Origin of the sequence: Ardenticatena maritima (genome assembly GCF_001306175.1) — a bacterium.
Classification (GTDB): domain Bacteria; phylum Chloroflexota; class Anaerolineae; order Ardenticatenales; family Ardenticatenaceae; genus Ardenticatena; species Ardenticatena maritima.
Window position 1 is genome coordinate 506,059 of sequence record NZ_LGKN01000004.1, and the last position, 25,283, is coordinate 531,341.

The following is a 25,283-nucleotide window of genomic DNA, read 5'->3' on the forward strand; positions in this document are numbered from 1 at the left end:
CTTGAGATGGCTCAATTCCTCGTCCGCCTAGGCGGTGCGGTGTGGCGGGATAAGGCGCATGTTGAACAGTGGGCAGGAGCGTGCGCCAAATTCATACTTGTAGGCTTCATCGCCACGGAGAAAATCAAACTCACGGCGTCCAAGCCGGATGGCGTGTTCAATCAAATAGCCCAGCAAAACCCAGCCGGGGCTGAAGGCGTCAAACGCCGGGTCAAAGCCGGAATTGTAGAGCAAAAAGCGTTCGCCGTCGTCGAAGAACATGAACGTGGCAGCGGGAGCGCCATTGACGAGCAAAAACGCCAGTTTCAGCCAGCCGGCGCGGCTCATTTCGACAGCCATTGCCTCGAAGAAGGCGCGGCGCGTCGGTGTCCAGAAAGCGGCTTTTTCAGGCGAACTTTGTTCATGTAAGTGGAAGAAGCGCGGCAAATCTTCGGCAATAGCGGTTGGGTGGGCGACGATGTACCACGATGTCAACGCGTCGCGCCCGGCTTTGCGCAATTTGCGCCGCAATTCGTGGCGGGCTTTGGACGGCAGCGCCGCCTGATAGGCTTCCCACGAGGCGGGCAAGGCAATCACCGGGCAGACGGTTTCTTGCTGATGGGTGAGGGCGATGTGATGCGCTGATGCGTGCTCCGGAAGCAGGCGCACGGTGGGTGAATCGGCGCGCAGGCTGTGCAGGTCAAGCGTGCATTCGCACTGCTCGCCCAGCCAGGTGTCGAGCACGGCTTCCCACAGGTGGGATTCGTAGCCAGGACGCGCCAAAACGTCCAGATAATCGGTCAGGTCAATACCGCCCACCAACCGCAGCAGCGGCGTTTTTCCTTCGCGTGTGATGTAGAAGGGCGCCAGCCCAACCAGCGTCTCGCCGTCGTAGAGCGCGAGTGCGCGCAGGCTCCCTTCGCGCCCAAAGTGTTGCCACCAAGTGAGTTGCCACTGGGGCGATTGAAAGACGGTTGCCCAGGAGCAGGCATGAAAAAGCGCCTCCCATGAGGGGCGCAGCTTGGCAAACTCTGCCGTGGATGTGATCAGGTGCGGGCGCATAGCACGCCCTCCGTACAGATGCAACAAGAAAATGCCCGGCGAGAACGCCGGACGCTGGAATCAGCAAAGTGGATCGTCTGCTGGAACATGCCGCTCATCCTTCAAGTTGCCTGGGTTGTATTGACGCCAACTTGGGCGATTTTCTTACACTAAATGAAGTAAATGAGTTGCTCTGTGCGTGGTTGTGATTGTTCAACCAGGTGCGCCAACGTTGTTGAATACAGCACTTCGTCGGTGACGTGTTTCAGTTCGCGCCAAACACGCCGAATGGTGCATGATTCAAGCAACATACAGTCCGAAAAATCAGGGTTGACGCATTCCATGGGCTCGAACGTGCCTTCCAACACAGCAAGGACTTCGCCAAGGTTGATTTCTTCGGGTGCGCGCGCCAGCATATGCCCGCCGGCCGGCCCGCGGATACTGCGTATCAGCCCCGCGCGGCGCAAAAGCAGCAAAATCTGGTCCAGATAGTTTTCGGGCACATGCTGGGCGGCGGCAATCACCGCGCTGGGCACAGGCCCTTCGCCATAGCGTTGGGCTAATTCCAGCAACGCACGAATACCGTATTCCCCTTTAGTTGTAATACGCATGGGGCGCACTCCATTTGCTTTGGCGCTTTGATTGTTAGGTGATGAAAGCATAGCAAACGGGGGACACCCTGTCAAAGAAGCGCGGCAAAAGTACAAATTTGATACTACCTTGCTTCATTGAAAAACGCGCGTCGCGAGCAAGGTTGAAGATGTTTTGTTTTCTGTGTATCTTGGCATACAGTTGTCGTGTCTTTTGATGAGAAACACGTGCGGAGGAAGCGGCGATGCAACCAGGCACATGGATGGTTTACGGCGCGTATGGGTACACGGGACGTTTGATTGTTGCCGAAGCAGTTTCGCGAGGCTACCGCCCGATTGTGGCGGGGCGCAACGCGGAGCAGGTCGAATCTGTGGCGCAAGCCTACAATCTTGAGGCGCGTGTCGTCTCGCTGGACGATGCGGGGGCTTTGCGGCACGCTCTGCGCGATGTGGATGTAGTTGTGCACGCGGCTGGGCCATTTGTGCGAACGGCTATGCCGATGGTTGAAGCCTGTTTGGCGACCCAAACGCACTATGTGGATATCACGGGCGAAATCAGCGTCTTTGAGCAAATCTTTGCCCGCGATGAGGAAGCGCGTCAAGCCGGTGTGGCGCTGTTGCCGGGAAGCGGCTTTGATGTCGTGCCGTCTGATTGTTTGGCGGCCTATGTGGCCAGCAAAATCGAACAACCGATAGCGCTCGAAATCGGTATCGCGGCGCTGAGCCGCACCAGCCCAGGCACGGCGCAGACGATGATTGAGCATGTGCCACAAGGCAACCTTGTGCGGCGTGATGGTGTGTTGGTGCGTGTTCCTTTTGGAACGCTGACGCGTACCATTCACTTTTCAGATAAACCGCGCCAGGCGGTTGCTATTCCATGGGGGGATTTGGCTACCGCCTATCGCTCCACTGGCATTCCCAACATTACCACCTACATGGCGTTTCCGCCGGCGATGATTCGCCAAATGCGGTTTCTCTCGTGGTTGGCGCCGCTGTTTCGTATCGGCGCTGTGCGTCGTGCCGTGCAAGCCTGGATTCGTCGCAGCGTCAAAGGACCCGATGAGCAGTTGTTGGCGCGGGGGCGTTCCTATTTGTGGGCGCAGGTACGCAACGCGGCAGGTGAAACCGCCGAAGCCTGGTTGGAAACTTGCGAGGGCTACCGCTTTACGGCGTTGGCGGTGGTAGCTGTTGTCGAGCGGTTGGCGGAGACGACGGTGCAGGGCGCATTGACGCCGGCGCAAGCCTTTGGGGCTGATTTTGTACTTGAAATTGATGAAACGCGGCGTTTTGATCAAATAGAACGTACCAAAAGTTGAATAAGTAGGAGAAAGGTCGTATTGAAGGTGGCATAAAATCCTCTATGATACAGGGCAGGTTGAGAGAACTGGCAAGCGCAGATAGGGGAAAAACCATGTTCGCTACCTTGAAGATTTTACTTCTCGAGACGGATGTTGTTTCGAGAGTGCATATTCGCAATGCGATTGAAGAACTTGGGCATGAAGTCCTGGAAGCCGGCGATACCGAAACGGCGATGGATATGATTTTCAATCAGCGTCCGCACATTCTCATTGTGGATTGGACGCTTGAAGAGATGTCAGGCGTGGACTTCGTTCAGCGCTTGAAAGAACGCCACCCGCCACAAATGCCTTACGTGATTCTGTTGACCGCGCAGCAATCTGTTCCCATCGTTCCCGAAACCTTGGGCGTGGATGATTTCCTCACAAAACCTTTTCGCTTGCCGGATTTGATTGCTCGGATTGCGGTTGCAGCGCATGCTTTGCGGTTGCGCAATGAATTAGACCAGGTGCGGCGGCGTATTGAACAGGCGGCATTGCTCGAACAGTCCAGTCGGGCGTTCAACCGTCGCGCCATTTACCAGTGGTTGAAGCGTGAATTTGCGCGTTCGCATCGCCAGGAATCGGCGCTCAGTGTTCTTCTGGTTGGGTTTGCCGAGCCGGATGAATGGAACTCGTTGGCAAACGCAGACCAGCAAGCATTTTTAGAGCATCTGTTGCGCATGTGGACGCTCAGTGTTCGTGGGTACGATAGTATTGGCAAGTGGGATGATGCGCATTATTTGTTTGTTTTGCCCGGCACGACGTTAGAACAGGCGCTTGTTGTCGCGCATCGGCTCAAAGAGGTCACCGACAGCATGACGTGGACAGCCAGGGATGGGCGTCTGTTTCGCCCCAAATTTGTTTGTGCGGTCGCCACTGTTCCTGAAATGGCATTCTCTTCTGTGGATGGAATGATGGAAGCCGTCGAGCGTTTGCTCACGTTGAAAGATGCGCCCCCGGTGGAAGAACGCATTTACGTTGTAGCGCCTTCAAATTCCACTGTTTGAGGATTGCTTCATAAACAACTGATTTGGCATTGAAACAAAGCAAAAACCCCCACCAGATTGGTGGGGGTTTTCGTGTGCCGGCGGTAGGACTCGAACCTACAACCCAGGGCTTATGAGTCCCTTGCTCTGCCAATTGAGCTACGCCGGCAAAAAAACAACCGGTTGAAAACCGGTTAAGTTGCGGGGGTGGGATTCGAACCCACGACCTTCGGGTTATGAGCCCGACGAGCTACCACTGCTCCACCCCGCGTTGACGGTTGAGAAGTATATGCAGAGATGTGATTTTGTCAAATCAGTGTTGTTGTGGAGACACTTACTCTCCTTCTGCATGGATTGACCCGACTTCATCTTGAAGGTAGAATGCGGTGGAGTTTGAGAGAAGGAGGCAGGAGAATGAGTGAGCCGATTGAAATTACGATTAACCGTGCAACGAAGACCATGGTCTTCCCCGCCGGTGAGGCTGAGCGTATCAAGGAAATTGCCGGAGGGCGCGTTCGTAAAGTTGGTGCACTGACGAATGCCGGCGGTACGAACCGCTACGTGGCCGGCGGTGATTTGGATGAGTTGGCGGAGCTCTTGCGCGCGGCTGGCTATGTAGTCAACCTGGTTGGACAGCCGCTGGAATACGAAGAGGACGACGAGGACGATTGGTTCTGACGACAATGGGGATGGTCTCATAAAAGCCATTGGTGGCTTGTTCAACATGAAGCGCGGAAGCCCCGCGCTTTTTGCTTGCGGGAGGAGGGTATGCAAACTTTGTTCTTGCGGCGTTTACGCGCCCATTTAACGCTGGAACGCCTGTATGAGCTTTTTGTGCAAATTGTGCTTATTGTTGCCGGTGCGTTCATTGCCGCGTTTGGCTATGTCGCCTTTCAAATGCCCTTCGACTTAGCGGCGGGGGGCGTCAGTGGGATTGCCATTCTCGTCAATCACTTCACCGGCTTCCCCAACGGGCTTTTTTACATGCTGGTGAATATCCCGCTTTTTGCCTTGGGGTTTCGCCATTTGGGCGGACGGCAATTTTTGTGGAAAACCATTCTCGCGGTCATTCTCTTTTCTTCGGCGATTGACCTGCTGAGCTTTTGGCTTCCTCGCCTCATTGACCCGTTCCCCCTGGCGCGTGATATGCTGCTCAACGCCCTTTACGCAGGTGTGATGGGCGGCATTGGCGGCGGCTTGATCTACCGTGCGGGGGGCACGATTGGCGGCACAGCAATTTTGGGGCGTATCATCCAGAAAAAGACCGGCTTCCCGCTGAGTCAGGTCTATTTTTACAGCGACGGGCTGATTATCCTCAGCGCTGGTTTTGTCTTTGGCTGGGAGCTCTCGTTGTACGCTTTTCTGACGCTCTTTCTGGGGGGAATTGTCTCCGACTATGTGCTTGAAGGACCGAGCTCGATTCGTTCGGTGCTGATTGTGACCGACAATCCGCAGCCCCTGGCAAAAGCCCTCATCGAAGAAACCGGGCACGGCGTGACGGCGTGGCAAGTAGTTGGCGGCTACACCGGTGAAACCCATACCATGCTCTGGTGTACGATCAACCGCCCACAGGTGCAAACCGTCAAGCGGGTGGTGGCGGAAATTGACCCGCGTGCGTTCATGGTCATTGCACAGGGGCATCAGGCGTTGGGATACGGGTTTGACCCGTTGCGCAAACCGATTGCCGAGTAAGCGCGAAAAACGGGCGCTCAGCGTGAGCGCCCGTTTTCGTATGCAACCGAGCCCGTATGTGCTTAGCGATTGCCGTACAGGTTCATCTCGCTGTTGCGGCTGTAATCGCTGGTTTGCGCGGGGTCGCGCATGGAGGAGGTGTGGCACCAGCCTTCTTTGTGCCCGTGGTTGACGCCATACGCGAGTTGCCCCGACCACTTCTCGACAACGCCGTCTTCGGGGTCATCCAGGATGGGGTCGGTGGCCATGTTGCAGTAGTCCCAACGCCACCAAACCTCTTTGTCCGATGTGGTCCAGTAATGCACACGGCTCCTCGCCCACGAGGGGATGCCTGAAAGCCAGAGCGCCGCCCCGTCGTAGGTCAAGTCCCAGTTCGAGCCGCACCCAATGCCGAAAATCTCTCCCAAAAGCGCCAGATTGCCGGCAAGGGCTGTCCCCTGGTAGGGCGTGCCGACTGTCTGAATGAGCCGCGACCCGCTCGAATAGTCCAGCCCGCTCCAGTAGTAGGTGTACAGGTGCAGGGAAGCCGCACCGCCCTGGCTGTGCGCCACAATGCCGAACGAGGGGAATTGCGCGCCGTAATCGCGGATGAGGCGGGCGAATTCATCATGCGAGCGGTTCTGGTTGTAGTCCTGGAAGACGGCGTAATTGCTGAAATGCGATGTTGGCCAGGGATTGCCGCCTGAACAATACCCATGCACGAGCATCAACTTGCCACCCGTGGCCATGGGGGCGATACCGGCATCCGGGCGGGGGCCCATGAGCATTTCATCGGTGATGGTGCTGACACGTTGCAGGGCGGCTTTGGGGACGCTGAACGTCATGAGACTCATGGCGTGGCTGGTGGCCAGCGGAATGTGCGTTTCGCGGTCTTGCAGGCGGATGTTGCGCAAGGTGTACGGAGGTTGCACATTGGCATAGCCCAGCCAGCGCGTGTCAAACGTGAGCGTCGCGACGCCATTTCGTACTTCGCTCATGCCGCCGATCCACGCCGCCGGCACGGGTTTGCCCGTTGCGCCAATGCCCCACACTTCGGCGTATGCCTGCACGGTAGCGCCGTCGCTCAGCCCTTGCACGGGGATGGTGAGCCGCATGCGCACATCGTCTACCGGGACGCCCACCGCCTGCTTGCCGAGGGAGGCCGTGGCGTCAATCACAGGGAAGACATGTTGGCTTGTCCGCAGGAAAGCCGTCCCCTCGGGCGTGACGCCCTGCAAGACCACCTGGGCTGTGTAAGTGCCCGCCTGGCGTGCCGTGAACGTCGCGCCGTACACGCCGTCATTCGGTTGCTTGTCGCCGTGGCGTCCATCATCGTACATGGCGAGCGTCAGTTCGCGCCCGTCGGGTTGCTGGACGCGGGCGTACAGCACTTGTTTGGCGGTACGCAGCGGCGTGGGCGCTTCTCCGTCCACAGCCGAAGTGTCATCGTAGGCGTATGCCACCAGCCCAATTTCCCGCCCCACGTGCAAATTGTAGTCGCGCAGGTGGGCGTACAGGCGGTAGGGGCTCTCACTCCCCACGATGAGATAGCCATCGGGGGTTGCGCCGCGCGCGGTGCTGGTGGGTGCCGTCACCGAGACCGTCCATGTGCCCGCAGGGGCTGACTTGTCGAAGTGATAGACTGTTGCCGGGTAGGATGCCCCATCAAAGCCAAACGTGCTCTCGGTGGCAGAAGCGTCGTTGAGCCGCATGGGAGCGGCGCCGGGCGATTGAACGTCAATCGTCCATTCGTCACTGTGGGGGGAAAGAAGCACAAACGTCAATTCTTCGGTGCTATCCAGCGGGATAGCCGTTTGCCAGCGCCATGTCCCGTTGATGTCACGTACAAGGTGGACAGGCAGCATGGCCGAGTGCGACCGGATACCCAGGCGTTCGGGCGAGGGGAGCGCCGTTAGCCCGGCGGCGATGTCATCGGCGGGGCCGGCCACTTGTTTGAACAGCGGCGTATCAGCCTGCGCGGTGGGGGTTCCGCCCACAGGCCCGGCAACGACAAAAAGAACTGCCACGACAAAAAGCGTGAGCAACAACCGAGTGGTACGCATCATTGCACCCTTTCATTATTCAGTTGGTTGACACAGAACAGGCGGCAATGGGGCTCCGATGACGACTCAATCCTCGTGGAAGTGGGTCAGACGGGCTCGGTCGCACACGAGGTAAAGGGGAATGTACCATATTTGAAAACGGATTGCAAGCGGCAAAACACGCAAAAAGAGGCGGGGAAAACAAAAAAAGCCTGCAACAGTTGTTGCAGGCTTTTGAGAGTCGGGGCGAGAGGATTTGAACCTCCGACCTCGTCGTCCCGAACGACGCGCGCTAACCGGGCTGCGCTACGCCCCGATACTCAAAAAGAAAAAATGCCGATGGAGGGATTCGAACCCCCACGGGCGTAAGCCCACTGCGCCCTGAACGCAGCGCGTCTACCAGTTCCGCCACATCGGCATGCGAGCTGCGGGGCTAGGACTCGAACCTAGACTAGCTGATCCAGAGTCAGCCGTCCTGCCAATTAGACGACCCCGCAGTGCGGTTATTGAGTATAGCAAGGTGCACTTTTTTGTCAAGGTGGGCGCGAGAGGACTCGAACCTCTGACCTCCACGATGTCAACGTGGCGCTCTAACCAACTGAGCTACGCGCCCATGCTTCACAGTAGCCCCTACGGGATTCGAACCCGTGTCTCCGCCGTGAGAGGGCGGTATCCTAGTCCACTAGACGAAGGGGCCACCACATGTGCATTTGTCAATGTTCAGAGCCCACGACGGGACTTGAACCCGTGACCTCGTTCTTACCAAGAACGTGCTCTACCGACTGAGCTACGTGGGCTTGAAGCGGCGAACATTATAGGTGGTTGGGCGTGCTTGTCAAATGTTCGCCGCGTTGGGCGAGCAAGCCTAGATACCCAGATCGTCAATCGCTGTGCGGATGATGCGCGCACTGGCTTCCAGGGCTGCTTGCTCGTCGGGGGCGAGTTCGAGCGTGAGCGTTTCCAGGACGCCCTCCCGACCGACGATGCGGGGGAGCGCCAGTGTCACGTCTTGCACGGGACCAACGGCGGGTGTGCGGGTGCAGACTGTCAGGATGGCGCGCTGGTCGTGTTGGATGGCTTGCACGATGCGCGCGAGAGCGGCGCCGATGCCGTAGTAGGTGGCGCCTTTGCCTTCGATGATGCGGTAGGCGGCGCGGCGCACGCCGTCGTCAATGCGGGCGCGTGTGGCGTCGTCAAGGACGATGCCGCGCGCTGCGCAAAACGGTTCCAGCGGGATGGCGCCGATGTTGACGAGCGACCACGCCAGCACTTCGCTGTCGCCGTGTTCGCCCAAGACGTAGGCGTGAACGTGGTGCGCGTCAACGCCCAGGTGGGCGCCCAGCAAGGCGCGAAAGCGGGCGGTGTCCAACGTGGTGCCGGAGCCAATCACGCGGTGCGCCGGGATGCCATGTTCCGCTGCTACGTGGGCGGCAAAGTGGGTCATCACGTCCACCGGATTGGTGGCAATGAGCAAGATGGCGTCCGGGGCGTGCGCGAGAATGCTGGGCACGACGGCGCGAAAGACGGCGGCGTTGCGTTCGAGCAGTTGCAGGCGCGTTTCGCCGGGACGTTGCGCCACGCCCGCGGCAACAATGACGACCTGCGCGCCTGCAAGGTCTGCGTACTCACCAGCGCGCACAATGAGCGGGTTGGTGAAGGGCACAGCGTGGAAAATGTCTTCCGCTTCGGCGATGGCGCGTTTGGTGTTGATGTCCACAAGGACGATTTCGCGCCCAATGCCCCGTACAACGAGCGCGTAGGCGGCGGTTGCGCCGACGGCCCCCGTCCCAACAATACCGATTTTCATGGTGAGACTCCCTCTGGTTGGTTGGGGCGGGGGCTTTTTCCCCGCCCGTTTAGCGTGGCGCCATGCGAATAGCGCCGTCAAGCCGAATGACTTCGCCGTTGAGGTAGGCGTTCTGGAAGATGTGCAGCACCAGCGCGGCGTATTCTTCCGGTTTGCCCAGGCGCTGTGGGAACGGCACCTGTTGCGAAAGCGAAAGACGCGCTTTTTCGGGCAAGCCGGCGAGCATGGGCGTGTCCATGATGCCGGGGGCGATGGTCATCACGCGAATGCCGTACTGTGCCAGGTCGCGGGCGATGGGCAAGGTCATGCCGACGACGCCGCCTTTGGATGCGGAGTAGGCGGCTTGCCCAATTTGCCCGTCGAAGGCGGCCACCGACGCAGTGTTGACGATGACGCCGCGCTCGCCGTCTTCGTTGGGTTCGTTTTGCGCCATCGCGGCGGCGGCGAGCCGAATGCAGTTGAACGTACCGGTCAGGTTGACGGCAATCACCTTGGCGAAACGTTCCAGGTCGTGGATGCGGTTTTCGCGCCCCAACACGCGCTCGGCGATGGCGATGCCGGCGCAGTTGACCAGCCCATGCACGCCGCCGAAGGCTTCTTGGGCGAGAGCAATCGCGGCCTGGACGTCGGCTTCGCTGGTAACGTCGGTTTTGGCGAAACGCGCGCGGTCGCCCAGTTCGGCAACCATGGCTTCGCCGGCGGTGCTGTTCATATCCAGCAGGACGACGTGAGCGCCTTCCTGGACAAAACGGCGGGCGGTGGCGGCTCCCAATCCCGATGCGCCACCGGTGATGAGGATAGTGCGTCCTTGCACGTTCATGGCTCACCTCGTTGTGGTGGATTGGTTGGTTGTTGCGCCTGGTATTATCAGGCGCGGGGTGGGTTTGTCAAAAGTGGGGGAACGCCTTACCCGCCCACGTAGCGCGCGAGGATGTGGTCCACGCTTGCGCCATACGCTTCGCCGAACAGGTTGAGATGGTTCAGCAGGTGGTAGAGGTTGTAGAGGTCGCGGCGTGCGTCGGCGTCGGGCGGGAGCGGCCAGGCGGCGGTGTAGGCGTCGTAGAAGGCGGCGGGGAAGCCGCCAAACAGGTGCGTAAAGGCGATGTCGGTTTCACGGTCGCCGTGGTACACGGCGGGGTCAATGAGCGCGGGGGTGCCGTCTTCCAGGGCGACCCAGTTGCCTCCCCAGAGGTCGCCATGCAGGAGTGAGGCGGGCGGTGTGCGCGGGAGCCATTCATCCAGGCGGGCGATGAGGCGTTCGAGTGCGCGGCGGCGATGGGCGGGCATGCGGCCACGTTCGGCGGCCAGCCGCATTTGGGGGCGCAGGCGGTGCTCGCGCCAGAAGCGCACCCAGTCGGTTTCGGGATGGTTGATTTGCGGCGTCAGCCCGATGTAGTTGTCGTGTTCAAGCCCGTAGTGGGCGGCGGTGTGGCGGTGCAGGGCGGCAAGCGCTTCGCCCAAGCGTTTGGCGGCGGCGGCGGTGCGGCGTCCGATGGGGAGCCATTCCAGCAGGAGCCAGGTGTCGCCTTGGGCGATGACGTGGGGCACGCGCACGGTTTGTGTGGCGGCAATGCGGCGCAATCCATCCGCTTCGGCGGCGAACATGCCGCGCGGCGGTGCGGCGTGCCACTTCAAGAAGAAAACGTCGCCGCCGGTTTCGAGGCGGGCGGCCTGGTTGATGTCGCCCCCGCCAACGGGCGTGATGCGTGTGATGGCTGTGCCCAGGTGCTGTTCGATTTGTTCGCGCAGGTGGTTGGGGAGGTGTGCCATGCGGTTGCTCCTTGGGTTGGGTGTTGCAGCGGGCGTCGCTGTGGGCTATTGGGCGGCGGCGAGTGCGCCACGCCGAGCGGTGTACCACCCTTCCAGCCAGAAGATGGCGAGCGCCAGCCAGACGCAACTATACCCAATCAGGTGCTGGCGGTGAAATAGTTCCGCATAGATCAGCACGCCAATCAGAAATTGCAGGGTGGGGGCGAGGTATTGCAGAATGCCCACGGTGCTGAGCGGGATGCGGCGGGCGGCGGCGCCAAAAAGCAGCAAGGGCACGGCGGTCACCACCCCTGTGCCAGCCATGAAGAGCGTGGCGACCAGCCCCGCGTGCCCGAATGCGCCACGTCCGGCGCTTTCTTCCAGCAGGAGGAAGGCGAGCGCCGGGATGAAGAGCAAGCCTGTTTCAAGCGTCAGCCCGTCGAGCGCGTCGAGTGGGGCGATTTTGGTGACCAGCCCATAGACGCCGAACGAGCCCGCCAGCGCCAGCGCAATCCAGGGAAGGCGACCGTAGGAGAGGGTGAGATACCCCACGCCAAGCGTCGCCAGCCCAATGGCGACCCACTGCCAGCCGCGCAACTGTTCTTTCAGCACGAGCATGCCCAGCAGAACGCTCAGCAAGGGGTTGATGAAGTAGCCCAGGCTGGTTTCGACGATGTAGCCGGCGTTGACCGCCCACACAAAGATGAGCCAGTTGAGCGCAATGAGCACAGCCGCGCCGCCGTAGATGAGCACGATACGACGGTTGCGCAGCAGGGTGTGCAGGTGCGCGAGTTGCCCCCGCAAGGCAAAGAGCGCCACCAGAAAGATGAACGACCAGATGATGCGATGCCCGATGAGTTGGGTGGCTGGGACGCCGTCGAGTTGTTTCCAGTAGAGCGGGAACAAGCCCCACAACACGTACGCCAGAAAGGCGTACACGATGCCTTTGCGGTCGGAACGCATACGGTTGCCTCACTTGCACGGGTTTGGTGAACAGTTAGCCAGGCCAAGAGTATAGCCGGCGTGTGCAGATGGGCAACAGATTGCGCCTGTGGGATGCAGGTTATACCACACTTTGCGCCTCTTCTTCCGGCGGCGGCAGGGATGATGTGTCCAGGGAGAAATCAGCAAAGGCGAGCATGTCCCGAAAGTAATCGCGGTCTGAAATTGATTTGAGGAAGGTATGCGCGTCTTTGTCCTGAAGGTATGAGCGCAGGGTTTCCGGCACGTCGGTTTGCTGTTCATTCCCGTTTTGCACAGCCTCATGGAGCTTACCAAAGGCTTCCGGGTTGGTGAGCGCTTGGCGCGCCAGGTGGGGCCAACGCATCTGAATGACGATGGCGGCGGCAAGCGCATCGAGCTCCGCATCGGTGGGGACGCGTGAGAGACACCCAACTTCTTTTGCGAGCATGGTTTGCAGGCGAAAAATGTTGACGAACCGCTTGGCCTGGCGGGGGTTGGGTTCTAGATGCTCCAGGGCGCGATGGATGGCGTGCCGAATATCCGCTGATTCGTGCCAGCGTTCTTCGACGTATTCGACCGCCCGGCGACGGATTTCTTCGGGTTCGTTGGGGAAGAGTTCCTGGGCAATCTCTTCCACGGCCTTTTCGGGACGCGCGCGCCTTTCAGCCTGCAGACGTTCAGCGGCCTGCTGGATGCGCTCAGAGGTCGGCGTGTTGGTCTCAGATGGGTCTTTTGGAGGCGCATCGTCGGTTGGTTGTTGAGCAGGCGCAACGGGTTGCAATTGTGGGGTGGTGCGTTGTTGCAGTGTTGGGCGAGCCGTTTCCTGAATGGGACCAAGCAACTTCTCTACAAATTTCTCCATGGTCAACTGGTGAAGTGGGGGCAGACGCACAGGCAACTGGATGATTTTTTCCATAAAGCGGTGGGCGAGTGTGCGACCGCCCACGGTGTACTGCCCATCATCCAGCTCTTTGTATTTGACGGCGATACTGCGCAAAACCATCTCTTCATCCATCGCCAGCACGAAGACGCAGTGTTGCGCGTCAATCAGGTGGTTGATGGCTTCGATGATTTCAACCGGCTTGGGCGGTGGACAACGGTCGAGGTCGTCAATGAAGACCACCAGCGGCCATCGCCCCCCCTGAGTGATGCTCTCCACGACATACCGGAAATCGTCCTCAAATGTGCGCAGAAACCCGATGCGGGCTTCGTAGTCGGGGTTGTGCAAATAGGCATTGATGTTGAAGGGGCCCGTATGGCGCAGATACATCCAGATACTATTGAGAAGCGGGGCGAGGAAGGCAATGAATGCCGCCACCTCGGGCATCGTTTTGAGAATTGGCAGGACGTCTCCTTGCCACCAGGCTACAAATTTGACGGCTCCAAAGACAAGCCCCCCCAGCACAAAAGCTTTGGCGATATCCTGCCCAAAACGCCCCCAGCGCATGCGCTTCATTCGGAGTCGAAGCGCAACGCCCGCCCACCAGCACCAGCCGCCTTGCGCTTTGACTTGAGCGAGTAGGTCAACCACCAACGCCGCCCACAACGCTTCGGCTTTCTCATACTTCCAGGCGTTGAACCAGACAAGCGGGAATGTCGTATTAGGGGGACGCCCCGTATAAAAAGCGCGGAGACACCGCCATGGAGCGTTGAGCTTTTGCCATATCCGGCGCAAACGCGATGGCGACGCCTCCTCTTCTGGTTGCAATTCTTTCTGCAATTCTTTCTGAATCATGCGCATGAGCGACGTTTTGCCCATGCCCCAGGGGGCCAGAATGGCGATGGTGAGCGGTTTTTGCGTTTGCTCACTTTTGATGAAATCGGCGAGTACCCTGGCATAGATGCGATAGCCAAGAGCGTCGTCTGTGGTGGGGTGGTCGCCAAAGGCGGCGGCTTCAATAGTAAGTTCTTTTTCGATGCGGGTTTCAGAGCGGGAGCCACCTGCATCGGCATGTATCTCATCGAGTGCGCGTCGGAGAATATCCCGTATCTCTTCATCTGATATTTTGTCCAGCGCCTCTTGCAGGATTTGGATTGCTTGTTCGGTGTCGCCAACCTGCACCATAGCGCGGGCGATGTCAGCGAGGGCATGAGCACGGTACCGCTCATCTTCAATGCTGCGAGCGGCGTTGAGTGCCTCCGCTAACAAGTCTCTAGGCAGGTGGGGGGCGAGGGCAGCGAGGGCATGAGCACGGTCCCACTCATCTTCAATGCTGCGGGCGACATCAAGAGCCTCGGGCAGCAACTCCGCCGGCAGGTGGTCGGCAAGGCCGAGGAGAGCGATGGTGCGATACCGCTCATCTTCAATGCTGCGGGCGGCATCAAGAGCCTCGGGCAGCAACTCCGCCGGCAGGTAGCGGACAAGACCGAGGAGAGCGATGGTGCGATACCGCTCATCTTCAATGCTGCGAGCAACGTCGATGATCTCGATTAGTAGATCCTGCGGCAAGTGAGGAGCAAGGGCGCCGAGGGCGCGAGCGCGGTACCGCTCATCTTCAATACTACGGGCCGTGGCAAGAGCCTCGGCCAAGACATGTGCCCGTTCCTTCTTCGGCAGGTGGGGGGCGAGGAGAGCTAAGGCATGAGCGCGGTACCGCTCAACTTCAATGCTGCGGGCGGTGGCGAGGGCGTGGTCGGTATCACCAGCCTGGGCAAAGGCTTGGGCGATGACGGCGAGAACTTCGGCGCGAACCCCCTCATTTTTAATGCCCCGAGCGGCGTGGAGAGCTTCGGCGAGCAACCCCTCGGGCAGGTAGGGGGCGAGGGCCGCCAGGGCAAGGGCGCGGTGCACGGGATATCGAAAACGCTGACTGATGTCCAATGCTGTGGACAATGCACGATGGGCGTCTTCAAACTGTTCGACGCTACTCAAGACTTGTAGCAAGCCACCAAGTCGTTCGTACTCATTTTCAATGCGTGCAATACGTTCTAACTCGGCTTGCAGGCTTTGCGCGTCCATGTGCCCTCGCTCGCATTCTGATTTTTCCGCGAGTATAACACCACACAGGGTGGCTTTCAACCACACCCGCACAAAGCCCTTTGCCAACGCCGTCATTGTTCGTATAATCGCGCCGCATACAAGAAACACACGGGCGCTCTGCCCGTCAGGTGAGACCAAGGAGGATACTGCCCATGATTGCAGCCGGTGATATGCGCCCTGGAACCGTCTTTGAGATGGATGGTGAACTCTACCGCGTCCTGACCCATTCACAAACCCACCTTGGACGTGGCAGCGCGACGGTGCGCGTCAAACTGCGCAATTTGCGGAGCGGTGCCACCATCGAGCGCACGTTCTCGCCCACAGACCGTTTTCAGGATGTGCGCCTCGAATCGCGCAAGATGGAATACATTTATAACGACGGCGATTTTTACTACTTCATGGATTTGGAAACCTACGAGCAACCCGGCGTGCCGGCTTCGCTGTTGGGCGACCAGGTGAAATTCTTGAAGGAAGGCATGCAGTTGGAAATCGCCTTCTACGAAGGGGAAGCCATCGAAATCGAACTGCCGCCCACGGTGGACCTGGAAGTGACCTACACGGAACCGGGCTTCGCCGGCGATACGGCGCAAGGCGCGACCAAGCCCGCCGAATTGGAAACGGGGCTGACGGTCAACGTGCCGCTCTTCGTCAACACGGGGGATATCATCCGCGTGGATACGCGCACCGGCGAATATGTGACGCGCGTCAAGTCGGCGTAAGGCAGCAACCCACGTGTGCGCCAGGCACACGCTCGAACGGGAGGAAATCCATGGCAAAACCAACCGCGCGCGACCTCTACGACCCGACCAAAACGCAATTCATCTTTGAATGCCCCGGCTGTGGGCAAAAATACAAGGTCGCCGGTGTGCAAATCGAAGACGAAGAAGAAATGGCGTGCGACGACTGCAACACCGTCTTCCGCATTCGCCTGCGCGATGATTACCGCAGTCTCGACATTATCACGATTCACGGGCCGACGGGTGCGCCCCTGGGTCCTGCGGAAACCGAGGAGCGCCAATAAACACGGCGCTCTCCTCATGAATATGCCCGGCAATGCCGCCTGTTGTGAGCAGGCGGCATTTTGTTTGCAATCGTGAAGCGAAAAGGAGGCCCCAAATGTCCGACACAATCGTTTTTACGCGCGGTGTTCCCGCCGATGAGAGTTTCCCCTCGGAACGCCTGGCGGAATGCGCCGCCGCTGCCCTGCGCGGTCCCGACGCCGTGCGGGTGATGCAGTACGGCAAATCGTGGGGGTATCCCCCCCTGCGTGAATGGCTGGCGGCGCGGCATGGCGTGCGCCCCGAACAAGTGATGCTGGCGAACGGCTCGCTCCAATTCGTCGAATTTGTGGCGTGGGCGTATCTCCAACCGGGCGATACAGTCTTTGTCGAAGTGCCCACCTACGACCGCGCGATTACGCTTTTGCGCCGCCACCGCGCCAACATTGTGGGCATTCCCCTCGAAGCCGATGGTCCCGACATGGCGGCGTTGGAACGCGCCTTGCAGAACGCGACGCCCCGTTTCTTCTACATTATCCCCGACTTCCAAAATCCGTCCGGCGCAACTGCCTCGCTCGAAAAGCGCCAGCGGCTGGTGGAACTGGCGCGGGCGCACGGCTTCTTCTTCGTGGAAGACGCGCCCTATCGCCCTCTGCGCTATCGGGGCGAACCGCTCCCCTCGCTCTACGACCTGGGACCCGACGTCACCCTGCAAATGTCCTCGTTCACCAAGCAAATCAGCCCCGGCGTGCGTGTAGGCTACCTGATTGGCGATGAAGCGCGGCTGACGCCCATCGCCAAAGTCGCCGAAGACACCTACATCATGCCGAACCACCTGGGCGCGGCCGCCGTGAACGAATTTTGCCGCCGCGGCTGGCTCGACGAACAACTGCGCTTCCTGCACGACCTCTACCGCCCACGCCTGGAAGCCGTCTGCGACGCCATCCGCACCTACCTGCCCGACGCCGACTGGATCGAACCGGATGGCGGCTTCTTCGTCTCCGTCACCCTGCCCGAAGGCGTCACGTCCGAAGCGCTGCGGGCGGCGGCTCGCGAGCAAGGCTTGATTTTGGGCGACGGGCGCGCGTTCTTCGTGAACCCCGCGGACGGCGAGCGCTTCCTGCGCCTGCCCTTCTGCGCGCTCACCCCCGACGAACTGCGCGAAGGCGTGCGGCGTTTGGCGGCGGCGGTGCAGGCATTGCAGCAAACCAGCGCCTGAGCAGCGCATTTTCTTCGCCCCGACGGCGCAAGCGTTCGTCGGGGCTTTTGTTTTTCTTTTCACGCCATCCGCCGTATACTCAGCGCACACCTTCATGATCGCACAGTGTGAGACGCTTCAAGATTGGGATTTTGGTATCTGCATGTTCCGCTTTCGCACCTGGTACGCCATCCACAACTCATTTGACACGGCACTGCAAACTCTGCTGGAAGACGCCACCCGTGATGTACGCCAGCGCCCGCCCGACGTGGCGTTGCTCTTTGTGAATCAACCGCTGGCGCAGCGCGCCGACGACGCCCGCGAAGCGGTGCGCCAGGCGTTGCGCCCCCGCGCGTTGGTAGGCGCAACCTCGTCGGGCGTGATTGCCGACGCCTACGAATGGGAGCGCGAACCGGCGCTGGTGCTCATGGCGGGATGGCTGCCGGGCGTGCAGGTGCATGCGTTTGCCCTGCGCCCCCCCGACTGGCGCGCCGTTCTGCAAGATGCGACCGAGTTTTGCGTACGCACGCACCTTTCGCGTCAAACGCGCGCCGTCTTGCTGCTGGCGGACCCCTTCACGACGCCGATTGAGCATGTGCTGGACGCTTTCAACACGTTCGTGCCCGGTGTGCCCGTCATTGGGGGGCTGGCGAGCATTACCGCCGGGGGCAACCGCCTGTTTGCAGGCGACAAAACGCACAAAGCGGGGCTGGTGGGGCTGACGTTGAGCGGCAACGTGGATGTGGATGTGGTCGTTTCAACGGGATGCCGCCCGATAAGTCCCGTCTTCAAGGTGACCGGCGCGCGCGACAATGTGATTTTGTCGCTCAATCATCAGCCCCCGTTCGACCACATTCAAGCGCTGGTGGACCGCATGGGGGACATTGAGCGTGAGGCGTTGGCACGCGGCGGCTTGCTGATTGGGCGGGCGGTCGGCTCCTACCGCGACCGGGACGACCTGATGCAGACGGGGGAGTTCCTTATTCGCAACATTTTGGGGGTAGATGCCAGCACCGGCGCGATTGCCATCGGCGATGAGATTCATCGGGGGGCGCTGGTGCAATTCTTCCTGCATGATGCCGAAGCCGCCGCCGATGATTTGGCGATGCGGTTGACGCCCCAACAACTCTACGAACCGCCGGCGGGCGTCTGGCTTTTCTCCTGCAACGGGCGCGGCACGAACCTCTACGGCGCGCCCAACGGCGATGTGCAGATTGTGCGCGGCGTGCTGGGCGATGTGCCGCTGGCGGGGATGTTCTGCGCCGGCGAGATTGGACTGCTGGGCGGGCAGAACTTTTTGCACGGGCACACGGCTTGTGTGGCGCTGTTGCGCCCCGCCGAAAGCGACGAAGCCGTCAACGCCCATGCCGAAGCCCTGGAAGTGCCATCGGCGTGTCTCCCCTGAACGCGGCTAGTTTTCGGAGAAGGGCATGGGTTCGTGCGGGGGCGGCGAAAGGAGCACCTGCACGAGCGGCAGTTCGCGGCGGTACATGTCCGCCAGGCGGTGCAACAACGCGGGCAGAGAGTTCTCCTCTACGAGCACCTGCTTCTGTTCATCGGGAATTTGCAGAACGTAGGCGGCAAGATACGCCAGCGAAACAGGGTCTCCCGGCAATTCGTGCCCTCCCCCCTTCACCAAATCCGCCTGACGCAACACGTCCAGATAGCGGTGCAACAGAAGCCCGACGCGGTTCATGAGCGCCGGCAATGAGGGGTCGCGTTGGTCGCGCAGGTGCAGGTATTCCACGTCGGCGTAGAGATAGGGGCGGTCGGTGTAGAGGTGTTCGATACGGAAACGCGCCTGCCCCACCCCGACAATGTTCATACGCCCTTCGTCCAGCGGTTCTACCTGCAAAATGTGCGCCGCCGTACCGACATCGAACAGGTCGGGCGCGGGGTCGCCCACCTCACTGCCGCGCCGAATAGCCACCACGCCAAACGGTTCGCCGTCGCGGAGACATTCGTTGATGAGTTGCTTGTAGCGTTCTTCAAAAATGTGCAATCCCAGCGGCATGCCCGGAAAGAGGACGATATGCAGCGGGAACAAGCGCAATTGCGGCATGGTTCGGCTCCTTTTCTTCACCCCGATACGGGAATTGTAGCCCGTCGTGCGTGAACCCCCAACCCCAGTTGTCTCCCTCTTCCCAGCATACCGCCGGATGCGCCTCAAATCATCGCCGGCAGAAGGGCGTACCACGCGGTGGCGCGCACCACGTCATCCAGCGGCACCTGGTCGAGCACGGTGTGGGCGTGAATTTCATCGCCGGGACCAAACCCAATGCTGGGAATGCCCGCCTTGCCCATCCAGTAGATGCCATTGGTGCTGAAATTCCATTTGCCGATATGCGTGGGGCTTCCCCAGAGCAGGCGGTAGGTTTCCTGGCCGGCTTGCACCAGGGGGTGCTCCTCCGGCAAGACCCAGGCGGGGAAGTATTTTTCCACAGGGAAGCGAAAGCCCGTGTACGAAGGTTCATCGTAAAAGAGCATTTCGACGCGGATGTTGTGCCGTTCCGCTTCGGGAATGAGCGCTTCGACCTGGGCGATGGCGTCTTCTTTGGTTTCGCCCCAGGTGACGCGGCGGTCAATGATAATCGTGCACTCGTCGGGCACGGCGTTGATGCTGGGCGTGCGGCATTCGATGTAGGAAACGGTGATGCGCCCTTGTCCCAAGAAGGGGTCGGTGGGGAGTTGGTCGTTCAGGTCGCGCACGCCGGCAATCACCGGAAGCATTTTGTAGATGGCGTTGTCGCCCAGATGGTTGGATGCGGCATGGGCGCTTTTCCCCTTCGCCACCACTTGCATTTCCACACGTCCTTTGTGCCCGCGATAGACGCCCATCTTGGTGGGTTCGCCGATGACCACAAAATCGGGGCGAATGCCCTCATGTTCCACCAGCGCATGGGGGGCGATGCCATCGCACCACTCTTCCATGTTCCCGAAGTAGTAGGCCGTCCACCCATCAAGCAAGCCAAGGTCGCGGGCAAGCGCCAACCCGTACACCATGCCGGGGGTACTGCCTTTTTCATCACACGCCCCCCGCGCGTAGAAAATGCCGTTTTCGATTTTGCCCTCGAAGGGGTCCCATTCCCAGGCGTCGGGGTCGCCGATGCCGACCGTGTCAATGTGGCTATCGTAGAGCAGAATGCGCTCACCGTCGCCAATGCGCCCAAGAATGTTGCCCATGCTATCGAAGAAAATCTCATCAAATCCCAGGCGGCGCATTTCGTCGGCAATCCGCTCGCCCACCTCGCGAATCTGGCTGTCGAAACTGGGGATAGCGCAAATTTCGCGCAAAAATGTGATGATGTCGTCGCGGTGGGATTCGACACGTTGATGGAGTGTGGCAATTTGAGCCGCAGAAGGAGCAGGCATGGCGCACCTCTTTGTCTGAATTGGTTGGCTGGAAGAATCAATGCTACCTGAGGTGAAAAGGCAACGCAAATGGGGTGTTGAACGGGGTTTTGGACGGGGGCAACACCACGCCGTGCCAGCGCGCGTTGCCCCCGTGGGTTCACTCGCCAACGGGCGTGAATTGCACCAGCCAATAGGTTTCGTTCGGCGCCGCTCCACGGGCAAAGACCAATGTGCGCCCATCACGCGCCAATGTGGGCGTGTGCCCCCCTTGCCAGAGCGCCTCGACCGTGCCCGCCGAGCGGGTGGCGTCCACCAGGAAGAAGCGCGTGCGCTCCGAAGGGCGTGCGCCATCGGGCACGAAGGCGAAAAAGAGTGTGCCCTCGTCAAGCCAGTGCAGGAAGTCAATTTTGCCCTGCTCGTCGGCTTTCCAGAGTTGGTAGCGGGTTTGCCCGTCCACCGTGGTCACCCAGAGCGCCGGTGTGCGCAGGCGTTCCTCGCGGTTGGCGTATGCCAGCCACGCCCCCGACGGCGACCAGGCAAAGATGCGCTCGCCGCGGTAGAGCCGCATATCCACCTGGCGCTCATCACGTCGCCCCTCTTCCAACGTCATCACGCGCAACACCGCGCCGCTTTGCCCCACCACCAGCCGCGCCAGTCGCGTCGGCGTCAGCGTTTCGATGGGGGCAATCTGAATGATGTCCACCACGTGGGGATAGACCGTCGCGTTTTGCCCAGTGGGAATGGTGCGCAGGTGTTGCCCATCCCACACCACCAACGCCTCGCGCGTCGGATAGGCGACGCCGGCAGGCAGGCGTTGCAAGGATGCGCCTGGAACGGCGTCGGGCAGGGGGGTGGGGGTGGCGTCATTCAGCGCCACGTGGAGAAGCGGCCACGGTGCGGCTTGTTCGTCGTCTGTGCGCGGGGTGGGGGTGGCGAACAGCACCACAAACGCCTCACCGTTCGGCAGCCATTCAACCTGACGCACATGCTCAACGCCTTCGGGGAACCGAACGTCCAGGCGCGTCGTGGCGCCTGCGTTCAGCGTGCCCAGCCAGAGCGCCCCTTCGCGTTCGCAGACAAACGTCTCGGCGTCGGGCGCCAGCCAGGGGAAACAATCAACGTTGAGTTGGCGCGGCTCCCCCGCCTGCCAGTGCAGGCGGATGGCGGATGTTTCGCGGCGTGCGGCGTTCATCGCCAGCCACAGCGCCCCGCTGATGACGGCGACGGCAATCACCACGAAAAGCCCCGCCAGCACGCGGCGCACCCACGCGGGCAACGGTTGTCCTGGTTCGGGTCTCTCTGTCGGCATCGTCTTCCTCCCTGGCATCTTCACAGCGCGACAATCTAGCCAACAAATGCACGTTTGCCAAACACTCCGCGCAACGGCGGTTGACAAAATACTTGAACAAGATAAAGTTTTCTTTGTTGGTAAAGTCAGTCAACAACTGCCAAGGGAGGTAGAACCATGGCCCACGAATTGCCCGCACTGCCGTACGCCTACGATGCGCTCGAACCCTACATTGACGCGCGCACGATGGAAATTCACCACACGAAACACCACCAGGGCTACGTCAACAACCTGAACAAAGCGCTTGAAGCCTACCCGCACTTGCAAGACAAGTCGGTTGAAGAATTGCTGCGCAACATCGAAAGCGTGCCGGAAGACATCCGTACCGCTGTCCGCAACAACGGCGGTGGGCACGCCAACCACTCGCTCTTCTGGACGATCATGGCGCCAAACGCCGGTGGCGCGCCCTCGGGCGAACTGGCCGCCGCGATTGACGCCGCCTTCGGCTCGTTCGACGCGTTCAAGGAAGCCTTCTCCAAAGCCGCCGCAACCCGTTTCGGCAGCGGCTGGGCGTGGCTGGTTGTCACCGCCTTCGGTGAACTGAAAGTTTACTCCACGCCCAACCAGGACAGCCCCTACATGTTCGGGCACACGCCCATCCTCGGGCTGGACGTCTGGGAGCACGCGTACTACCTGAACTACCAGAACCGCCGCGGCGACTACATCGGCAACTGGTGGAACGTTGTCAACTGGGACAAGGTGGCCGAGTACTACGCCGCCGCCAAGAAGTAATCCCAACCGACACAGACAAGGCCGATCGCTCTTGCCGATCGGCCTTTTTTCATGCAAAGTGTACCCCACATCAACGCACGAGGAGGCCGCAAGACCGTGGAACGCACAACAACACCCCTTCGCGTCTGCACCTACTGGCCCACGCGCCAGGGACCTTTCTTCTGGGAGCAAGCCGACCTGGGCGAAATCGGCGACGAACTCGCCCACTTTGCCGACCTGGGCGGCGACCTTGTGCGCCTGCTTCTGCCCTGGGAGACCTTTCAGCCCAGCGCCGAGCGTATCAACACCCAAGCGCTTGACACGCTGGGGCGACTGCTCGACCTTGCCCACGAAGAGCACGTGCGTGTTCTCCCCGTGCTCTTCACAGGCGTTCTCTTCGGGCAACGCTTTTTGCCCCGCTGGGCGCTGCAACTCGACCCGACCGCACGCCCCTTTGCCCGCACGCTGAGCGAAGGGCGCGAACAGCCCCATGCCTTGGTGAAAAACATCTACGAAGCGCGCCCCCTGCTCGACGCCCAACGTCGGCTCATCACCGAAGTGGTGGGCTACTTTGGCGAACACCCCGCCATCTACGCCTGGGACCTCAGCGGCAACGGGTTGCCCGCCTATGTGCCACCCCGCACCCCCGAAGCGCTGGTTGAATGGGCGGCGCTGCTCCGCGAAACCGCCCGCGAAGCAGAAGAAGGACGCCATCCCGTCTGGCTCACCTTGCCCGACGCCGCCGCGTCGCTGCCTTTCCTGCCCTGGGCGTGGGACCTGACGCGCGAGGGCTTGCACGTGCTGGTGGAAACCTATCCGCACATCTACCCCTTTGCCGCAGACGCCCCCGCCGACTTCGTTCGCTTCACAGCGCACCTCTGGCGCGCCACCGCCGACGCCGCGCCGGGGGTACTGGTGGGAGTGGCAACCGCCCCCAACCAGGAACGCGAGCACCTGCTGGTTCTGCCCGCCGAGGACGACGCAACGCCCCCCACCACCATCCGCCTGCCGCACGAAAGCGTGCAAGCGCACATCTGGCAAACGCTGTTTGAGACGCTGGGGCAAAGCGACGCGCCCCTGCTGGGCAACGCCACCTTTGCCGACGTGCCCCCCGTCTTGTGGGAAACGCCCCCCTTCGACAAAGCCATTCGCCCGCGCTTCATGGGCTTGCTTGCCGACAATGGGCGCGAAAAAGAAGCCGCTCGCCTCTGGCGTGAAACCCGGCTCGCCGCAGAACCAACCCCCTTGCGCCCCCTCGACGTAGATCTCGAAGCCCTGCGCGCCGAGCCGCACGCCACGCTGGCACGCTGGTTCAGGCAATTCCGCGAAGGGGAAATCTAAGGCGCGCGGCGGGGGCGCACCGCTAGAACCGCCCCCGCATGCTCTGCGCGTAGCCCGTCAATTCAACATAGCCCACACCCTGCACGGGCGTTCCCCCGTGCGTTCCGCGCACATCCACCGCCCCTTCCCAATACTGCACCGAAACATCCAGCTCCTGGTCGTTCAACACCGGCGTGATACGCACATCCAGCGCCTGCGCAGGCACGCGCAACCGCCACGCCGCCGGATAGAGAGCGCCAGTGCGAGGACTTTCCCAGGTGGCTTCCACCTCCAGCTGGACATCATCACGCGCCAGCATGGTGGTGGTACCGTCGGGCGCAATCAGCGTACCGCCAGAGACTGTATCCACCGTGCCGTCGGCGCGCCGCAGTTGGAAGTACATCAGCTCCCACCCATCATCCAGCTGAATGGAGAACCAATCCCAGCCCACCTGGTCTTCCCCCAGTGCGCTCGTGCTGAACTCATGGTCCATCCACGCCGTCCCACGCACGGCAACCGCCGAAGCGTCGGGGCGCACAATGCGCCCTTCCGCCTGCATGCGCGTGAACGAGTAGTAGTAAGACGCATTGCCGGGCGCGTCATCTTTGGGGCTCCATCCCGCCTCGCCATGCAGCACCAGCGGCTTCTGCGCTTCCGCCACCAGGTCCAGTGTGGTGCCGTCAGCGTGGGTGGCGAACAGGCGCACCTGGTCGGCGTCTTCGGCGATGGCTTCCACCCGCCAATCATCCAGCCAGACGCGATACGGCGGCGCATCGGCTCCCGCCAGCCCCACAGCGCCGCGCGCCCAACGCTCCTCAGCCTGAAACCGCTCGCGCTCGCGGTCGGTCAGCGCAAAATGCGCGAAGTAGATTTGGTTGGTGTGCCACGCCGAACCGGTTGCGGGCGGTTCGGGGGAAAGAGCGCGGCGGAAAAACGTCAGTTGGAAGCCAAAGCGGTCGCCGTTTTCAGCAAACAGGTTGCCCGTGTAGTACCACCACTCGGTTTGAAACGTGGGGTGCGCCCCGTGGTCGCGGGGGAAGGTGAAAGGTCGCGGCGCAAACGCCCGCTCGAACCCGTCCAGCGGGGCGGCAAGCGCCTCGGCGACATCCAGGCGGGGTGTGGTCTGGCTGGTCGGTGCGCGGCGGGACACAGCCACCGCCAGCGCCAACACCCCAATCAGCAGAAGAACAAACAGGCGACGCATACGAT

At 60.8% G+C, this 25,283-nt stretch carries 22 protein-coding genes and 8 tRNA genes; 10 read left to right on the top strand and 20 right to left on the bottom strand.

Going from position 1 to position 25,283, the window contains the following annotated elements:
* Positions 1–27: 27 nt before the first annotated feature.
* Positions 28–1,041, bottom strand: coding sequence for a GNAT family N-acetyltransferase (locus SE16_RS06995; RefSeq protein ID WP_054493071.1), 1,014 nt, complete (start codon positions 1,039–1,041; stop codon positions 28–30).
* A 149-nt stretch (positions 1,042–1,190) separates the two neighbouring features.
* Positions 1,191–1,631 (bottom strand): RrF2 family transcriptional regulator, encoded by a 441-nt coding sequence (locus SE16_RS07000; RefSeq protein ID WP_054493072.1) that lies wholly within the window; start codon positions 1,629–1,631, stop codon positions 1,191–1,193.
* A gap of 224 nt (positions 1,632–1,855) precedes the next feature.
* On the opposite strand from SE16_RS07000, the gene SE16_RS07005 reads away from it, so the two are divergent.
* Positions 1,856–2,926 (top strand): saccharopine dehydrogenase family protein, encoded by a 1,071-nt coding sequence (locus SE16_RS07005; RefSeq protein ID WP_054493073.1) that lies wholly within the window; start codon positions 1,856–1,858, stop codon positions 2,924–2,926.
* Positions 2,927–3,021: 95 nt separating this feature from the next.
* The gene (locus tag SE16_RS07010; RefSeq protein ID WP_054493074.1) at positions 3,022–3,954 is read left to right on the top strand and encodes a GGDEF domain-containing response regulator; all 933 of its coding nucleotides are present in this window, start codon (positions 3,022–3,024) and stop codon (positions 3,952–3,954) included.
* Positions 3,955–4,029: 75 nt separating this feature from the next.
* Here SE16_RS07010 and SE16_RS07015 read toward each other — a convergent pair.
* Positions 4,030–4,102: transfer RNA gene (locus tag SE16_RS07015), tRNA-Met, on the bottom strand.
* Positions 4,103–4,132: 30 nt separating this feature from the next.
* Positions 4,133–4,204, bottom strand: a tRNA-Met gene (locus tag SE16_RS07020).
* Between the two features lie 143 nt (positions 4,205–4,347).
* Here SE16_RS07020 and SE16_RS07025 point away from each other — a divergent pair.
* Positions 4,348–4,611: a hypothetical protein gene (locus SE16_RS07025; protein WP_054493075.1), complete on the top strand. Its 264-nt coding sequence runs from the start codon at positions 4,348–4,350 to the stop codon at positions 4,609–4,611.
* Between the two features lie 90 nt (positions 4,612–4,701).
* Positions 4,702–5,625: a YitT family protein gene (locus SE16_RS07030; RefSeq protein WP_060687408.1), complete on the top strand. Its 924-nt coding sequence runs from the start codon at positions 4,702–4,704 to the stop codon at positions 5,623–5,625.
* Between the two features lie 62 nt (positions 5,626–5,687).
* Here SE16_RS07030 and SE16_RS07035 read toward each other — a convergent pair whose 3' ends face one another.
* From SE16_RS07035 to SE16_RS07090, 12 genes are all read right to left on the bottom strand, one after another.
* Positions 5,688–7,667, bottom strand: a complete 1,980-nt coding sequence (locus SE16_RS07035; RefSeq protein WP_152918112.1) for a choice-of-anchor X domain-containing protein — start codon at positions 7,665–7,667, stop codon at positions 5,688–5,690.
* Positions 7,668–7,887: 220 nt separating this feature from the next.
* Positions 7,888–7,962 (bottom strand) — tRNA-Pro (locus SE16_RS07040).
* 18 nt (positions 7,963–7,980) lie between these two features.
* Positions 7,981–8,064 (bottom strand) — tRNA-Leu (locus SE16_RS07045).
* A gap of 7 nt (positions 8,065–8,071) precedes the next feature.
* Positions 8,072–8,143: transfer RNA gene (locus tag SE16_RS07050), tRNA-Gln, on the bottom strand.
* 42 nt (positions 8,144–8,185) lie between these two features.
* Positions 8,186–8,259, bottom strand: a tRNA-Val gene (locus SE16_RS07055).
* Between the two features lie 11 nt (positions 8,260–8,270).
* Positions 8,271–8,343 (bottom strand) — tRNA-Glu (locus SE16_RS07060).
* 27 nt (positions 8,344–8,370) lie between these two features.
* Positions 8,371–8,443: transfer RNA gene (locus SE16_RS07065), tRNA-Thr, on the bottom strand.
* A gap of 68 nt (positions 8,444–8,511) precedes the next feature.
* Complete coding sequence (locus SE16_RS07070; RefSeq protein WP_054493088.1) at positions 8,512–9,453, bottom strand: L-lactate dehydrogenase; 942 nt, start codon at positions 9,451–9,453, stop codon at positions 8,512–8,514.
* Positions 9,454–9,502: 49 nt separating this feature from the next.
* Positions 9,503–10,273 (bottom strand): 3-hydroxyacyl-CoA dehydrogenase, encoded by a 771-nt coding sequence (locus tag SE16_RS07075; RefSeq protein WP_060687411.1) that lies wholly within the window; start codon positions 10,271–10,273, stop codon positions 9,503–9,505.
* An 86-nt stretch (positions 10,274–10,359) separates the two neighbouring features.
* Positions 10,360–11,223: a fructosamine kinase family protein gene (locus SE16_RS07080; protein ID WP_054493077.1), complete on the bottom strand. Its 864-nt coding sequence runs from the start codon at positions 11,221–11,223 to the stop codon at positions 10,360–10,362.
* A 45-nt stretch (positions 11,224–11,268) separates the two neighbouring features.
* Positions 11,269–12,165 carry an EamA family transporter RarD gene (gene rarD / locus SE16_RS07085; protein WP_054493078.1) on the bottom strand — a complete coding sequence of 299 codons (897 nt, stop codon included), beginning with the start codon at positions 12,163–12,165 and terminating at the stop codon, positions 11,269–11,271.
* Positions 12,166–12,265: 100 nt separating this feature from the next.
* Positions 12,266–15,124, bottom strand: a complete 2,859-nt coding sequence (locus SE16_RS07090) for a P-loop NTPase fold protein (protein WP_054493079.1) — start codon at positions 15,122–15,124, stop codon at positions 12,266–12,268.
* A gap of 173 nt (positions 15,125–15,297) precedes the next feature.
* On the opposite strand from SE16_RS07090, the gene efp reads away from it, so the two are divergent.
* From efp to SE16_RS07110, 4 genes are all read left to right on the top strand, one after another.
* Positions 15,298–15,864 carry an elongation factor P gene (efp, locus tag SE16_RS07095; RefSeq protein ID WP_054493080.1) on the top strand — a complete coding sequence of 189 codons (567 nt, stop codon included), beginning with the start codon at positions 15,298–15,300 and terminating at the stop codon, positions 15,862–15,864.
* Between the two features lie 50 nt (positions 15,865–15,914).
* The gene (locus SE16_RS07100) at positions 15,915–16,166 is read left to right on the top strand and encodes a hypothetical protein (protein WP_054493081.1); all 252 of its coding nucleotides are present in this window, start codon (positions 15,915–15,917) and stop codon (positions 16,164–16,166) included.
* A gap of 95 nt (positions 16,167–16,261) precedes the next feature.
* A complete protein-coding gene (locus SE16_RS07105; RefSeq protein ID WP_054493082.1) occupies positions 16,262–17,362 on the top strand; it encodes an aminotransferase-like domain-containing protein in 1,101 nt (366 codons plus the stop codon).
* 94 nt (positions 17,363–17,456) lie between these two features.
* On the top strand, positions 17,457–18,746 hold the full coding sequence (locus SE16_RS07110) for an FIST signal transduction protein (RefSeq protein WP_060687413.1): 1,290 nt from the start codon (positions 17,457–17,459) through the stop codon (positions 18,744–18,746).
* Between the two features lie 6 nt (positions 18,747–18,752).
* Here the strand turns inward: SE16_RS07110 and SE16_RS07115 are convergent, their stop codons facing one another.
* The 3 genes from SE16_RS07115 to SE16_RS07125 all read right to left on the bottom strand — a co-directional run bounded on the left by SE16_RS07115 (position 18,753) and on the right by SE16_RS07125 (position 22,004).
* Complete coding sequence (locus SE16_RS07115) at positions 18,753–19,403, bottom strand: LON peptidase substrate-binding domain-containing protein (RefSeq protein WP_054493083.1); 651 nt, start codon at positions 19,401–19,403, stop codon at positions 18,753–18,755.
* 104 nt (positions 19,404–19,507) lie between these two features.
* Entirely contained in the window at positions 19,508–20,713 is a 1,206-nt protein-coding gene (locus tag SE16_RS07120) for a YgeY family selenium metabolism-linked hydrolase (RefSeq protein ID WP_054493084.1), read from the bottom strand.
* Positions 20,714–20,852: 139 nt separating this feature from the next.
* Entirely contained in the window at positions 20,853–22,004 is a 1,152-nt protein-coding gene (locus tag SE16_RS07125) for a TolB family protein (protein WP_060687414.1), read from the bottom strand.
* A 156-nt stretch (positions 22,005–22,160) separates the two neighbouring features.
* On the opposite strand from SE16_RS07125, the gene SE16_RS07130 reads away from it, so the two are divergent.
* Both SE16_RS07130 and SE16_RS07135 read left to right on the top strand, forming a co-directional pair.
* Positions 22,161–22,775, top strand: a complete 615-nt coding sequence (locus SE16_RS07130) for a superoxide dismutase (RefSeq protein ID WP_054493893.1) — start codon at positions 22,161–22,163, stop codon at positions 22,773–22,775.
* 96 nt (positions 22,776–22,871) lie between these two features.
* The gene (locus SE16_RS07135; RefSeq protein ID WP_054493894.1) at positions 22,872–24,095 is read left to right on the top strand and encodes a glycoside hydrolase 5 family protein; all 1,224 of its coding nucleotides are present in this window, start codon (positions 22,872–22,874) and stop codon (positions 24,093–24,095) included.
* Positions 24,096–24,117: 22 nt separating this feature from the next.
* Here the strand turns inward: SE16_RS07135 and SE16_RS07140 are convergent, their stop codons facing one another.
* Entirely contained in the window at positions 24,118–25,278 is a 1,161-nt protein-coding gene (locus SE16_RS07140; RefSeq protein ID WP_054493895.1) for a lipocalin-like domain-containing protein, read from the bottom strand.
* Between the last annotated feature and the right edge of the window lie 5 nt (positions 25,279–25,283).

Bases quoted from the DNA above. Each gene is read 5' to 3' on its own strand.
- SE16_RS07025 (WP_054493075.1), top strand. From the start codon at position 4,348: ATGAGTGAGCCGATTGAAATTACGATTAACCGTGCAACGAAGACCATG.
- SE16_RS07140 (WP_054493895.1), bottom strand. From the start codon at position 25,278: ATGCGTCGCCTGTTTGTTCTTCTGCTGATTGGGGTGTTGGCGCTGGCG.
- efp (WP_054493080.1), top strand. From the start codon at position 15,298: ATGATTGCAGCCGGTGATATGCGCCCTGGAACCGTCTTTGAGATGGAT.
- SE16_RS07035 (WP_152918112.1), bottom strand. From the start codon at position 7,667: ATGCGTACCACTCGGTTGTTGCTCACGCTTTTTGTCGTGGCAGTTCTT.
- SE16_RS07005 (WP_054493073.1), top strand. From the start codon at position 1,856: ATGCAACCAGGCACATGGATGGTTTACGGCGCGTATGGGTACACGGGA.
- SE16_RS07120 (WP_054493084.1), bottom strand. From the start codon at position 20,713: ATGCCTGCTCCTTCTGCGGCTCAAATTGCCACACTCCATCAACGTGTC.
- SE16_RS07110 (WP_060687413.1), top strand. From the start codon at position 17,457: ATGATCGCACAGTGTGAGACGCTTCAAGATTGGGATTTTGGTATCTGC.
- SE16_RS07030 (WP_060687408.1), top strand. From the start codon at position 4,702: ATGCAAACTTTGTTCTTGCGGCGTTTACGCGCCCATTTAACGCTGGAA.
- SE16_RS07080 (WP_054493077.1), bottom strand. From the start codon at position 11,223: ATGGCACACCTCCCCAACCACCTGCGCGAACAAATCGAACAGCACCTG.
- SE16_RS07010 (WP_054493074.1), top strand. From the start codon at position 3,022: ATGTTCGCTACCTTGAAGATTTTACTTCTCGAGACGGATGTTGTTTCG.
- SE16_RS07000 (WP_054493072.1), bottom strand. From the start codon at position 1,631: ATGCGTATTACAACTAAAGGGGAATACGGTATTCGTGCGTTGCTGGAA.
- SE16_RS06995 (WP_054493071.1), bottom strand. From the start codon at position 1,041: ATGCGCCCGCACCTGATCACATCCACGGCAGAGTTTGCCAAGCTGCGC.
- SE16_RS07090 (WP_054493079.1), bottom strand. From the start codon at position 15,124: ATGGACGCGCAAAGCCTGCAAGCCGAGTTAGAACGTATTGCACGCATT.
- SE16_RS07115 (WP_054493083.1), bottom strand. From the start codon at position 19,403: ATGCCGCAATTGCGCTTGTTCCCGCTGCATATCGTCCTCTTTCCGGGC.
- SE16_RS07125 (WP_060687414.1), bottom strand. From the start codon at position 22,004: ATGCCGACAGAGAGACCCGAACCAGGACAACCGTTGCCCGCGTGGGTG.
- SE16_RS07075 (WP_060687411.1), bottom strand. From the start codon at position 10,273: ATGAACGTGCAAGGACGCACTATCCTCATCACCGGTGGCGCATCGGGA.
- SE16_RS07130 (WP_054493893.1), top strand. From the start codon at position 22,161: ATGGCCCACGAATTGCCCGCACTGCCGTACGCCTACGATGCGCTCGAA.
- SE16_RS07070 (WP_054493088.1), bottom strand. From the start codon at position 9,453: ATGAAAATCGGTATTGTTGGGACGGGGGCCGTCGGCGCAACCGCCGCC.
- SE16_RS07105 (WP_054493082.1), top strand. From the start codon at position 16,262: ATGTCCGACACAATCGTTTTTACGCGCGGTGTTCCCGCCGATGAGAGT.
- rarD (WP_054493078.1), bottom strand. From the start codon at position 12,165: ATGCGTTCCGACCGCAAAGGCATCGTGTACGCCTTTCTGGCGTACGTG.
- SE16_RS07100 (WP_054493081.1), top strand. From the start codon at position 15,915: ATGGCAAAACCAACCGCGCGCGACCTCTACGACCCGACCAAAACGCAA.